Genomic DNA, 12,461 nt, shown 5'->3' with positions numbered 1-12,461 from the left:
CGGGTGCAACGCCCGCCGCGCCTTCCCTAGAGGTCGCTGCTGACCATCAGCTGCACCCAGTCACCGGCGAAGCTGGTGATGCCGAACTGCACTGGCTGCCCCTGCGGATCGACGTTGAGCGAGTGCACGCACAGCACCGGCCGTCGCGTTGACTGCCCGAGCACGCGTGCGACCTCGGCATCGGGCAGGCGCGCCATCACCGTCGTATGCCGGCGCAGGTAGTCAGTGACCCCGAACGCGGCAAGCGTGCGGGTCACCGACGGCGTGCGTGCGAACACCTCGCCCAGCCCTGGGAAGCGGGTGGCCGGGAAATAGGCTTCGCTGTGGTCCACCGTGCGGCCTTCCACCTGGCTGGAGTACACCACCCGATGCACGCGTTCGCCGGCAATCAGGCCGAGCGCACGGGCCACCTGGCGGCTCGGCACCTGCACGCGGGCATCGAGCAGGGTGTAGTGGCTTTCCACGTTGAGGTCATGCATGGCCCGGCCGAAGCGGGTACGCCGGCTGATCGGGTAGTGGTACGGATGCTCCTGCACGAAGCTTCCGCGGCCGGTTTCGGTGCGTACGTAGCCGCGCTCCTCCAGCGCCTCGATCGCGCGCCGCACGGTGTGGCGGTTGACCGCGAAGCGCTTGGCCAGCACCTGCGCCGGGGGCAGTGCATCGCCTTCCACCAGCTGGCGTTCGCGTATCTGCCGCAGCAGCGCCTGTTCGATCTGCTGCCACAGTGGCAGGACCGAATCGCGCGGCGTCGGGGCCGGGGCGGGCATGGTCATCAAACCTCCATCTGCGGCTGCTGGACTAGACAGGTGCACTGCACGTGCAGGCATATCAACGCGTTGCGGTTGCAACGGCATGACACAGACGGTGGAATCCATGGGCGAACGCATCCTCGACAATCTGAAGCTGGTGCTGGCCGACGAGGTCGTGCACGGCCATGTGGTGCTGGATGGGGCACGCATCCGCGCGGTGGGGCAGGGCCGGGTGGGGCTGCCGGGCGCCGAAGACTGTGGCGGCGACTGGCTGATGCCAGGGTTTGTCGAGCTGCATACCGACAATCTGGAGAAGCACCTGGTGCCACGCCCCGGCGTGGCTTTCCCGGCGGCGGCGGCGGTGCAGGCGCACGATGCACAACTGCTCGCCGCAGGCATCACCACGGCCTGCGATGCCTTGGCAGTGGGCGACGCGGAAGCCGACAGCGTGCGCGTGCGCAGCCTGCAGGCCGCCCATGCGGCGCTGGCCGAGGCGCGCCGTGCCGGCGGCCTGCGCAGCGACCATTACCTGCACCTGCGTGCCGAACTGCCGTATCCCGGGTTGCTGCCGCTGCTGGAGCCACTGCTGGATGATCCGGCGGTGCGCCTGCTGTCGCTGACCGACCACACACCGGGGCAGCGCCAGTTCCGCAACCTGCAGCGCTATGCGGCCTACTATGGTTTGCCGGCCGACATGAAGACCGGTTATCTGGAAGACCTGCTGCAGGCACGCCGTGCGCAGCAGGCGCGCTTTCGCCCTGCACACCTGCGACAGGTGTTGCAGTGGGCGCGCCGGCGCGGCCTGTGCCTGGCCAGCCACGACGACACGGTGGCTGCGGATGTGGATGAAGCCGTGGCCTGCGGTGCGCGCATCTGCGAGTTCCCGACCACGCTGGAGGCCGCAGCGGCCGCGCGCGCGGCCGGCCTGACGATCGTTGCCGGCGCACCCAACCTGGTGCTGGGCGGCTCGCATTCGGGCAACGTGGCGGCGCTGGAGCTGGCCCGCGCCAGCTGCCTCGACGTGCTGTCCTCGGACTATGTGCCGGCCAGCCTGTTGCCGGCGCTGGGCGTACTTTGCGTGCAGCTGGGCTGGAGCCTGCCGCGTGCGGTGGGCACGGTCAGCCATGCACCGGCACAGGCGCTGGGCCTGCCGGATCGGGGCCGCATCGGCGAAGGCCTGCGCGCCGATCTGCTGCGGGTGCGTGGATCCATGCCGGACTACGTGGCCGAGGTCTGGGTGGGCGGCCGCCGCCTGCTGGCCCAGTGACCACCCTCGCGATCACCTAGACAGCTGCCCCGACCTGCCTAGTGGATGCCGCCTGCGCTTCACCGCGCTGATTGAAAGTGGCCGCCATCGCCGCTCCCGCTGTAGCGGCCCACTTTCCCTTGCCACCGCCATCGCCATGTCCACTCTGCCTACGCGCCATCCGCTCACTTTGGGCCTGCTCGCCCTGCTGCATGCCCCGCTGGCCGTCCAGGCCGCGTCTCCGGCCGCGGCCGATACCGCACCCGCCCCCTCTGCCGTTGATCTGGATACCGTCACCGTGGTCGGCAGCATCGTCAGCGGCGAGAAGCAGGCACTGGACGCCCAGCGCGAAGCCAGCAACCTGATGAACGTGGTCAGCGCCGATGGCATCGGCAAGCTGCCCGACCACAACGCCGCCGAAGCCGTGCAGCGCGTACCGGGCGTGTCGATCGAACGCGACCAGGGCGAAGGCCGCTTCGTCGCGGTGCGAGGCCTGCCCGCACAGTGGAACTCGACCACCCTCAACGGTGACCGTCTGCCGACGGCCGAAGAGGAAACCACCAGCCGCGCCACCGCGTTCGATTTCTTCCCGACCGAGCTGATCGAACGCATTGAAGTGAGCAAGACGCTGACGCCGGATCGCGAAGGCGACGCCATTGGTGGCCAGGTCAACTTCGTTACCCGCACCGCGCCTGCGCGCCGCACGTTTGCCGCCAGCGTGGCCGGCAACTACAACGACAAGGCCGTCGATACCGGCACCAGCGCCAATGTGCTGTATGGCGACCGCAGCGCCGATGGCCGCTTCGGCTTCCTGATCAACGGAACCTACTGGAAGCGCCCCTGGGCGACCGATAACTTCGAACCGCGGCGCAGTGCCGATGGCCTTGGCATCTACCGCCTGGAGTTGCGTGACTACACCGGTGAGCGCACCACCCGCGGCGTCAATGGCGGCATGGAGTTCCTGCCAGCGGACGGCCACCGGCTGTACGTGCGCGGCCAGTATGGTGAACTGAGCGATGACGAGACCCACTACAAGCACCGCTATCGTTTCGACAAGGATCGCGTCGAGCTGCAGAACATCCACAACGAGCTGATCACCGAGTTCAAGACCATCGAATTCGGTGGCCAGCACACCTTCGGCCGCGGCCAGGTGGACTGGAAGCTGGCCAGCGCCGAGAACGACTTCCGCTATGGCTGCATTCCCACCTGTGCCGACAATGCCTACTTCGTGGTCCAGTTCAACCAGGGCAAGGTCGGCTACCAGGGCCTGCAGGACCGCGGCGCAGGGCGCAACTCGTACAACGCCATCGATGGCGGCAACGTCGCCGCCGATACCCCGGAGACCCATCTGCCGCCAGGCTTCTCGATGGACCCGCGGAAGATGCCGCTGAGCGCGGTGGAGCTGTATCGGGTGGCGATCAATGAGAAGGACAAGGCCGTCGCGCAACTGGACTTTACCTTCGATGCCAGCGATACGCTGACCTGGAAGACCGGTGCCAAGTACCGCGACAAGCAGCGCCGCGCCCGTTTCTCCGACGAGTTCTATGCCTGGAACACTGCTACCGGCGGCCCGGTGCCGACCCTGGCCGACTTCCCGTTGATGGACCAGCCCGGCCGCAGCGGCTATGACACCGGCAATGGCCGCGACTACGCCCGTGACTTCTCGCAGGTGGTGCCGATGCAGGCCCTGGCCGAGTGGTACCGGCAGAACAGGCAGCATCTGGTGCTGGTACCGGCCGACTCGGCGCTGGTGGCCAATGGCGCGGCGCTGGGGCGCAACTTCGACGTGGCCGAGAAGCAGTACGCGGCCTATGCGATGGGAACCTGGACGCCGGACGAACGCTGGGACGTGGTCGGCGGTGTGCGCCTGGAGCGGACCGCCACCGACGTGCGCGGGCTGGTGCTGGAGCGCGATGCCGATGGCAGCAGCGCGCTGGTGCCCAACCTGGGCCGCAAGCGCTATACCTCGGTGCTGCCGCAGCTGAACATACGCTTCTCACCCCGCAGCGAGCTCAACCTGCGGCTGGGCCTGACCCGCAGTTTCGCCCGGCCGAACTTCGGTGACATCAACCCGGGTGGCTCGTTCATGGAGGCCGATGGCACCTTCACCTCCGGCAACGCCAACCTGGACCCGACCTATTCGGACAACCTGGACCTGATGGCCGAATGGTATGCTGGTCCGCTGGGCCTGCTGTCCGGCGGCGTGTTCTACAAGAACATCAGCAATCCGGTGTTCCAGAGCAGCAGCACCGGCAGCTTCAACGGCAACCCCAACGTCACCTTCTACCGGCCCGAGAACGGGGACGACGCCAAGCTGTGGGGGGCCGAGTTCGCCTTCGTGCGCCGCTTCGATTTCCTGCCCGGCCTGTGGAGCAACTTCGGCATCAACGCCAACCTGACCCTGATGGATTCGCGCATGCGCATTCCGGGTCGTAGCGGCAACGTGCCGATCACCGGCCAGGCCGACCGCCTGTACAACGTTACGGTGTACTACGACGACGGCGCGTTCGCAGCTCGTCTGGCCACCAACCACAAGGGTGCCTACATCGAAGCGCACGGCGACAGCAGCGCCACCGACGCCTGGTACGGCGCCAACACCTCGGTCGATTTCAGTGCGTCCTATACCTTCGATCGCTGGACGGTGTTCGCCGAGCTGAGCAATCTCACCAACGAGCCGTTGAAGTACTACCAGGGCAGCCCGCAGCGCCCGCTGCAGGTGGAGTACTACGGCCGCCGCGCGCAGATCGGCTTGAAGTACCTGTTCCAGTAAGCCGTACGCGCGCCCTGTAGCGTCGAGCCATGCTCGACTCCGTGTGCTCTACAGTCACCGAACCAGCGTGACTGCCTGCCCGGCGCGCGCGAACGCTTCCTCAAGCAACGGGCCGGCCTTGATCGCTTCCACCTCCTCGAACAACGCCCGCAATGCGTCGGCCGGGCGTGAGGCCGGCGCCGCCACTGCCTGCTGGATCGCGGTGAAACGGTCGGCCAGCACGCGGTGGCCGGGATGCGTCTGCGCCCATGCTTGCAGCGGTTGGCGTACACCGGCGGCGGCATCCAGATGCTGCTGATCGAACAACGTGATAGCGGCTGCCGACGTCTCTGCCCGCTCGATCGTGGCGTGGCGCAGTTCACGGCTCAGGAACAGGTCATAGGCCGCGCCACGCCCCACCGCGATGCGCAGCCCCTCGTGATCCAGGTCGGCCACCTGCTGCGCGGGGCTGTCCTCGCGCACCAGATAGGTGCCTTCGATCTCCACGTACGGGGCACTGAAGGCAACGCGGTCGGCGCGCGCCGGATCGATGGCCAGGAAGGCCAGGTCCCAGGCGTCCTCGCCTGCCGCCGTGACCACCGAGGCCGCGGCGTCGTGGCAGGTGAAACGGGCCTGCACGCCCATCCGCTGCGCCAATGCGGTGGCCAGTTCCAGTGAGGGCCCGCGCGGTGAGCCTGCATCGCCCTGCGCCAGCACCGGGTTGCCAAGGTTGATCGCCACGCGCAGGAAGCCGTGCGGTGCCAGCGTACTTCGGTGGTCGGCCAGGGACATGCAGGACTCCACGGGGCAGGGGGGACGTCCAGCATGCCAGTGCTCCTGCGCAGGCGGCGTCAGCGTCCGGTTATCCTGCGCGGATGAACCTGATCCTGCATGTCGAGATCCCAGCCAGTGATCTGGCCCGTGCCATTACCTTCTACCAGCAGTGGTTGCAGGTGGAGATGGACGAACCGATCGTGCTGCACGAATGCCGCATGGCCTACCTGCCGTTCGCCGATGAAGCGGCAGGGGCCAGCATGGCGCTGGTGCAAGGGGCGGACTATCTGCCGTCCGAACAGGGTGCCCGCATCTACATCGGGGTTGATGACCTGGATGCCAGTCTTGAGCGTGCGCTGCGCGCCGGGGCCGAGCTGCGCTTCGGCCCGGCCGACGCCGGCGGCTGGCGCGTGGCCGAGATCCGCGACAGCGAAGGCAACCGGATCGCATTGCAGGCGCGCGCGGCTGTGTAGCGTCGAGCAATGCTCGACCCTACACGTGGGTCGCGGCGCGTGAGCGCTGCAGCCAGTCGTTGATCGCCGGATCCAGCCGCGGGTCGTCTGGAAGCTGGATGCCGAAGCGCTGCTGCAGCACGTCGCGCACGTCGCCGACGTCGTGCAGCGGGCGCTTGTCCGGTGCCTGCCCGGGGCGATACTCGGTGTAGTTGCCGCTGCCGATGGTGCGTCGCCAGGCCGGCCCGGTCAGTGACGCGCGCAGCTGGCCGGGGAAACCGGAATCGGGATGGGTGCACACGTACCAGTTGCCCACCACGTTGTCGATCGGTGCCGGCGCGTGCAGGTCGAAGCGATACATCGCCCGCCAGCCATCGCCGGACTCGGCGGACAGCACGAAATCCCCCTCGCCGGGCAGGCGCTGCAGCAGGAAGCGCTCGTGAGGCGTGGCCTGCGGCTGCGGATCCTGCAGGCGCAGCGGCACGGTCGGGGTCAGGCTGCCGAAACCGGCATCCACCAGCCAGTCGTCGCCGTCCACCTGCACGCGCAGCAGCAGGTGGGTCCGTGCGGTCAGTTCGCCGTCCTGGGCGGCCAGCAGCACGCGCGCGCTCAACGGCTGCGCATCGAAGCCCAGCGCTTGCAGCAGCGCCAGCAGGCCGCCGTTGAGTTCGAAGCAGTAGCCGCCACGGCGGTCGTCGAGCAGCTTGCGCTGGATGCTGTCCAGGTCGATCGGCACTGCATCGCGCAGCAGGCAGCTGACGGTTTCGAACGGCAGCAATGCGTTGTGGCGCTGCTGCAGCAGGGTCAGGCCGGCCAGCGTCAGCGGTGGCGGTGCATCCAGCTGCAGGCGTTGCAGGTAGCGGGGGACATCGAGCGTCGGCATGGGGGCACCGGGCGGGGGAGGGACGTCCACTGTGCTCCCCCAACCGGGGTTGAGGTCAAGCACTGCGCGGGTGTCATCCCCCCGTCGCCTGTGCCGGGTACAAAGGCCGCGTCCGCCAGCAATCGGTGGGACTGAAGTAAGAACGCCCTAAAGTTGCTCCATTTCCAGCCGATACAGGTGCGTCCTTCCGCCTGGAGTCTGTCATGTCGGCCGTCGTCCCCCACCTCCGGTCCCTGCGCATGCGGCTTGCCGCGCTGCGCTCGGCGTCCCCCGGCCTGCTGCTGTGGCTGCAGCCGCACCGGCTCAGCGTGGCCAACAAGCTCAAGGCGACCCTGTGGGTCTGTGGCCTGGGCCTGGTGGCGATCGCCGCCGTCTACGCCTGGACCGCCCATGCCAGCACGCAGGCGGCGCGCAGCCAGGCCAGCTACCAGCACGGCAGCGACCTGGCCGCGAGCCTGGCCACGCGGGTGGCCGAGGCGCGTCGCCTGCAGACCCAGTATGCACGCAGTTTCGACGATGCCGACCGCGCGCAGCTGCTGGCGACGCAGCAGGCGCTGAAGGCCGATCTTCAGGCGTTGCGCGCGATGCCGATGGATGCCGGCCGGCGCGAGGCACTGCAGGCACTGGCCGAAGCCGCCAGCGCGTTCTCGCAGGGCGTGGCCGCCCTGTTCGAACGCGTCGATGAGATGGGGCGTGGTGATGCCGGCCTTGCCGCGCAGCTGCAGCAGGCCGCCGACAGCCTGCAGGCGCAGGTGGATCCGCTGCAGCGGCCTTCGTTGGCGTTGTCCCTGCAGAGGATGCGCCGGCAGGAGGCACTGCTGCTGCTCGATGGCGACTCCACCCATGCCGACCGTGCAAGCGAAGAGAAACTGCCGTTCGATCTGGCGCTGGTGGGCTTGCCGACCGATGCGCAGGACGCCCTTCGCAACGGCATGGAGGCCTATCAGGTCGCGTTGCTGGGCTATACCGCCGCCCGCGTTGGCCTGGATGTGGAGGCGCAATCGCTGTTGGATACCGCCGCTGGCGTGGCGCCGGCGCTGGCCGCCTTCCAGCAGGCCCAGGTGGCGGCGCTGGCCAAGGCACAGGCGCGCCAGCAGGCCGGCGCACGCACCATGAGCGTGCTGTTCGCAGTGACCCTGCTGCTGGTCGCCGGTGTATTGATCACCAGCCTGGTGCTGGTGCTGCGTGCGGTGCGCCAGCCGATCCAGGACACCCTGCGCTTTGCCAGCGATATCGCCGACGACCGCTTGGACACCACCCTGCGCGTCTACAACGCCAATGATGAGATCGGCCAACTGGCACAGCGCCTGGTCGACATGCAGCAGCGCCTGCGTGCGCGCATCGGGACCGAGCGTGCCGTTGCGCGGGGCAATACCCGGGTGCGCCAGGCGCTGGACAGCGCGCAGACCGGTCTGATGGTGATCGATGCCGAGGGCCAGGTGGCATACGTCAATCCGGCACTGCTGCAGCAGCTTGAACGCCAGCGCGAAGACCTGGTGGGCAGCGATGCAGTGCGCCTGCATCCGGCGCTGGCCAGCCTGGCCGGCGTGCGTCAGCGCGAGGAGCGCGAGATCGGTCATGCCGGCGTGCGCTACCAGCTGATTGCCAACCCCATCATCGACGAAGGGCAGTTCCTCGGCATAGCGGTGGAATGGCGCAGCCGTGCGTTGGAAACCCTGCTGGAAACCGAAGTGGCTGCGCTGGTCGATGCGGCGGCACACGGTGACCTGCATGGCCGCATCGCGCTGGAGGGCAAGCAGGGCTTCGTGCGCACGTTGTCGACCAGCATCAATCGCCTGCTGGCCACCTTTGAAACCAACCTCGGTGACCTACAGGCACTGCTGGCTGCGCTGGCCCGTGGCGACCTCAGCGTGCGCATGGAGGGTGACCTGCAGGGTGTGTTCGCGCGCATGCGTGACGATGCCAATGCCACCGTCGCGCAGCTGGGCCACATCGTCACCCGCATCCAGCAGGCCACGTCCAGCCTGGATACCGGTGTCGGCGAAATCGTCACCGGCCACCACGATCTGTCGCAGCGCACCGAGCAGCAGGCCGCCAACCTGGAAGAGACCGCAGCGTCGATGCAGGAGCTGACCGACACCGTGGGCCGCAACGCCGATGCCGCCGGCCGCGCCGATGCCCTGGTGCAGGGCGCCGCAGCGGTGGCCCAGCGGGGTGGCGAGGCCGTTGGCCAGGTGGTCGCAACCATGCACGGCATCAGCGAAGCGTCACGGCGGATCGGTGACATCACTCAGTTGATCGATGGCATCGCCTTCCAGACCAACATCCTGGCGCTCAACGCGGCGGTGGAAGCGGCGCGCGCCGGCGAGCAGGGCCGCAGCTTCGCCGTGGTGGCTGCGGAAGTACGCCTGCTGGCGCAGCGCAGCGCCGAGGCGGCCAAGCAGATCAAGGGGCTGATCGAGGATTCGGTGGCGCGTGTCGGCCAGGGCAACCAGCAGGCCGCACAGGCCGGCACCACGATGGGCGAGATCGTCGGCAGCGTGCAGCAGCTGGCCGACCTGCTGGCTGGCATCCGTAGTGCGTCGCAGGACCAGCATGCCGGCATCGCACAGGTGAACCAGACCATCGTGCAGATGGAGGCCAGCACCCAGCGCAATGCCAGCCTGGTGGAAGAGGCGGGGGCCTCGACTGCGCAGATGCAGGCGCAGGTGCATGCCCTGGCCGAAGCGGTGGGCGCGTTCCGCCTGCAGTCGATGCCGCAGGCGCGCGCGGCGGCCTGAAGCTGCCCGGGTAGTGCCGGCCGCTGGCCGCCACTACCCGGGTGGCTCAATACACGTCGCGGCGGTAGCGCCCGTTCTCCAACAGCGTTTCCACCGCGTCATCACCCAGCGCGGTACGCAGCACCTGGTCCACGCCCTCGGCCATGCCCTGCAGCGAGCCGCAGACATGGATCACCGCACCGCGTTGCATCCACTCGCGCAGCGCATCGGTGGCCGCCTGCAGGCGATCCTGCACGTACCCCCCCTCGCCATCGCGCGAGAACGCCAGGTCCACCCGCGTGAGATGGCCCTGGGCCTGCCAGGCCTCGATCTCGTCGGCGAACAGGAAGTCGCGCGCACGCTGGCGTTCACCGAACAGCAGCCAGTGCCCGTGCTCACCTGCATGCGCGGCTTCGCGCAACAGGCTGCGCAGCCCGGCGATGCCGGTGCCGTTGCCGATCAGCAGCATCGGCGCAGCGCCGACACGATGGAATCCAGGATTGCGGTGCACACGGGCCACGATGCTGGCACCGATCGGTGCATGCAGCGACAACCAGCCCGAGCCCAGCCCGGCTCGACCGGAGGCGTCATGCACCAGCCTCACCACCAGCTCCACCACACCGTCATCCGTACAGGAGGCGATCGAATACTCGCGGCCAGGCAGCAGCGGCAGCCCGGCCAGCCACAGGCAGGCATCCTGCACCGCCAGCGCGGCCTCGGCCTCCGGCAGCTCGCGTTCGCTGGCCAGCGCCAGCAGCGTGCGCGGATGGCCATCGACCAGCAGTGGCTGCAGCGGGTCCAGCCCATGTGCCTTCAACACGGCACCGGCATGCCGCGCGTTGTGACGGGGTGAGATGTGCAGGATGTCACCCGCCTGCCACTGCACGTCGGCCGGTGCCGCAAGACGGATACGCCAGATGGCCCCGCCGATGCTGCCCGGGTTGAGGCGGTCGCGGCCGAGCAGGCGCCACTCATGCATCTGCGTAGCCGCAGGCAGCACGCTGTCATCGGTGGTGATGCCGGTGAGCGCACCCAGCTGCTGCTGCCACTGGCGCAGCGCCGGCACCGAAGCGGCATCGACATCGATGCGCTCGAACAGGGGACGCGCGCCGTTGGCGACCAGCCAGCCATCGAACTGTCGGCCGAAGCCGCAGTAATGCGGGTACTGGCGGTCACCCAGCGCGAGCAGGCCGAACTGCAGGCACGACAGTTGCAGGCGTTGCGCGAGCAGTAGCCGCGCCGCGCGGCGCGCCGCATCCGGCGGCTCGCCGTCGCCGAAAGTGCTCAGCACGAACAGTGCCTTCGATGCACGCAGCAGCTGCGCGGCATCGACGCGCGCCAGCGGCAGTACCTGCACTGCATGACCGGACGCCTGCAGCTGCGCGGCTGCGCGCCATGCAAGTTGTTCGCCCAGCCCGCTCTGGCTGGCGTGCACCACCAGCCACGGTAGGCCAACACCCTCGGCAGCCGTCGCGGGCAGCGACTGGCGCAGCCCGCGCGCGGCACGCTGGCTGCGGCGCCGGTCCAGGTACAGCATCCAGCCCGTGATGAAGAACAGGCTCATGCCCACGCTGCTGAGCATCACCACCACGCGCCCGGGGACGCCGAAGTAGCTTCCCGAGTGCAGCGCGAACACGCTGGTGGCCAGCTGGCCACCCGTGCCCTGGCGTGCATAGGGGCGGGCATCGATCACCGCACCACTGGCCGGATCGAGCTGCAGCAGGTCATGCGCACGATCGTGGTGGCCGCCGCGCTGCGACGGATCACCGGCCATCACCCGCACGTTCAGTGCCTGCCCCGGCTTCTCCGGCAGGCGCAGGTCGATGAAGCCGGTGCGCACGCCGGGCAGCGCGTACAGCGTGGCCTCGATGCGATTGAGGTTCAGAGTGGCGTCGGTGGCGACCTTGTGCTTGGCGGCCGGTGCGACGCCCAGCAGGGTGTTGGCGGCACTGCGGTACCAGTCGAACGACCACCACAGGCCGGTCAGCGCGCTCATCAAATAGATCAGCAGCACCCAGGTGCCGATCACCGAGTGCAGGCTCCACAGGAAGCTGCGGCCGCTGCGCTTCCACTCCACCGCCAGCCAGCTGCGCCAGTGCCACCAGCGTCGCGGCCAGCGCAGGTAAAGACCGGACAGGGTGAAGAACAGCAGCGCGATGGCACAGCTGCCGGTGATCCACTTGCCGCGTTCGCCCGCGGCAAGGTGGCGATGCAGGTCTTCGACGAAGTCGAAGAATGCCTGCCCGCGCAGGGCGCTGAAGCGCTCGCCGCTGTACGGATCGAAGTACACCCAGTGTTCCTTGCCGCCGGCAAAGCGCGCGACCGACGGCCGCTGCCCGGTGGCATCCACGCGCAGGCGTTGCAGGGGGCGCTCGCTGCCGGCCTGCAGCAATGGCACCAGTTCACTGAGCGCAAGGGGATGCTGGCCGTCCGCATGGTGCTCGGCGATTTCGGCGAAGCCGGGATTGGCCGCGCGCAGCAGCTCGTCCTCGAAGGACAACGTGGCGCCGCTGAGGCCCATCACGGCCAGGACGGCACCGGCGGTGATGCCCAGCAGCCAGTGCAGTTGGAACAGGGCGTTCTTGAACATCGAAGGAGGAGGGCCTGGAAGGCTGCCGCCCGCATCCTGCGCAACAGCAAATGAGAATTAGTCGCGGAATTCTCCGTGGCGCCCTGCCTGCGGTCAAGCAGGAGGTATCGGCCGGGCGGCGCCCGGCACCCGCGGTAGTGCCGGCCGCTGGCCGGCAACCTCAGAAGCAACAGCCGAAGCAACAGCGTGAATTCCGTGGATTGGCGGGGTGGGTCCGGTTGAGGGGGACGCTGCAAGTACATCCATGTAAGCTCGGTCGCCGCATCCATGCGGCTCACGCCCCCTCAACCGGACCCAC

The 12,461-nt window shown here is 68.5% G+C and carries 8 protein-coding genes; 4 read left to right on the top strand and 4 right to left on the bottom strand.

Annotation, left to right across the window (positions count from 1 at the left end):
• Positions 1-26: 26 nt before the first annotated feature.
• Complete coding sequence (gene phnF / locus V3B30_RS12945; RefSeq protein ID WP_262083563.1) at positions 27-773, bottom strand: phosphonate metabolism transcriptional regulator PhnF; 747 nt, start codon at positions 771-773, stop codon at positions 27-29.
• A 100-nt stretch (positions 774-873) separates the two neighbouring features.
• Between phnF and V3B30_RS12940 the strand changes: the two genes are divergently transcribed.
• Positions 874-2,016: an alpha-D-ribose 1-methylphosphonate 5-triphosphate diphosphatase gene (locus tag V3B30_RS12940; RefSeq protein ID WP_262083562.1), complete on the top strand. Its 1,143-nt coding sequence runs from the start codon at positions 874-876 to the stop codon at positions 2,014-2,016.
• Positions 2,017-2,152: 136 nt separating this feature from the next.
• Positions 2,153-4,765, top strand: a complete 2,613-nt coding sequence (locus V3B30_RS12935; RefSeq protein ID WP_262083561.1) for a TonB-dependent receptor — start codon at positions 2,153-2,155, stop codon at positions 4,763-4,765.
• Between the two features lie 54 nt (positions 4,766-4,819).
• On the opposite strand, the gene V3B30_RS12930 is transcribed toward V3B30_RS12935, so the two are convergent.
• A complete protein-coding gene (locus tag V3B30_RS12930) occupies positions 4,820-5,536 on the bottom strand; it encodes an ABC transporter substrate-binding protein (protein ID WP_262083560.1) in 717 nt (238 codons plus the stop codon).
• An 83-nt stretch (positions 5,537-5,619) separates the two neighbouring features.
• Between V3B30_RS12930 and V3B30_RS12925 the strand changes: the two genes are divergently transcribed.
• Positions 5,620-5,991 carry a VOC family protein gene (locus tag V3B30_RS12925; RefSeq protein ID WP_100474083.1) on the top strand — a complete coding sequence of 124 codons (372 nt, stop codon included), beginning with the start codon at positions 5,620-5,622 and terminating at the stop codon, positions 5,989-5,991.
• A gap of 19 nt (positions 5,992-6,010) precedes the next feature.
• Here the strand turns inward: V3B30_RS12925 and V3B30_RS12920 are convergent, their stop codons facing one another.
• Positions 6,011-6,853: an arylamine N-acetyltransferase gene (locus tag V3B30_RS12920; RefSeq protein ID WP_262083559.1), complete on the bottom strand. Its 843-nt coding sequence runs from the start codon at positions 6,851-6,853 to the stop codon at positions 6,011-6,013.
• 203 nt (positions 6,854-7,056) lie between these two features.
• Here V3B30_RS12920 and V3B30_RS12915 point away from each other — a divergent pair, with 203 nt between their 5' ends.
• Entirely contained in the window at positions 7,057-9,594 is a 2,538-nt protein-coding gene (locus V3B30_RS12915) for a methyl-accepting chemotaxis protein (protein WP_262083558.1), read from the top strand.
• 46 nt (positions 9,595-9,640) lie between these two features.
• Here V3B30_RS12915 and V3B30_RS12910 read toward each other — a convergent pair whose 3' ends face one another.
• Positions 9,641-12,163, bottom strand: coding sequence for a sulfite reductase flavoprotein subunit alpha (locus V3B30_RS12910; RefSeq protein WP_262083557.1), 2,523 nt, complete (start codon positions 12,161-12,163; stop codon positions 9,641-9,643).
• Positions 12,164-12,461 lie beyond the last annotated feature (298 nt).

The organism is Stenotrophomonas sp. SMYL41 (assembly GCF_036319965.1).
GTDB lineage: Bacteria > Pseudomonadota > Gammaproteobacteria > Xanthomonadales > Xanthomonadaceae > Stenotrophomonas > Stenotrophomonas maltophilia_R.
This window is presented reverse-complemented; position numbering and strand designations above follow the sequence as displayed.

Coding starts and splice junctions, on each gene's coding strand:
- phnF (WP_262083563.1), bottom strand. CDS start 773: ATGACCATGCCCGCCCCGGCCCCGACGCCGCGCGATTCGGTCCTGCCA.
- V3B30_RS12940 (WP_262083562.1), top strand. CDS start 874: ATGGGCGAACGCATCCTCGACAATCTGAAGCTGGTGCTGGCCGACGAG.
- V3B30_RS12935 (WP_262083561.1), top strand. CDS start 2,153: ATGTCCACTCTGCCTACGCGCCATCCGCTCACTTTGGGCCTGCTCGCC.
- V3B30_RS12930 (WP_262083560.1), bottom strand. CDS start 5,536: ATGTCCCTGGCCGACCACCGAAGTACGCTGGCACCGCACGGCTTCCTG.
- V3B30_RS12925 (WP_100474083.1), top strand. CDS start 5,620: ATGAACCTGATCCTGCATGTCGAGATCCCAGCCAGTGATCTGGCCCGT.
- V3B30_RS12920 (WP_262083559.1), bottom strand. CDS start 6,853: ATGCCGACGCTCGATGTCCCCCGCTACCTGCAACGCCTGCAGCTGGAT.
- V3B30_RS12915 (WP_262083558.1), top strand. CDS start 7,057: ATGTCGGCCGTCGTCCCCCACCTCCGGTCCCTGCGCATGCGGCTTGCC.
- V3B30_RS12910 (WP_262083557.1), bottom strand. CDS start 12,163: ATGTTCAAGAACGCCCTGTTCCAACTGCACTGGCTGCTGGGCATCACC.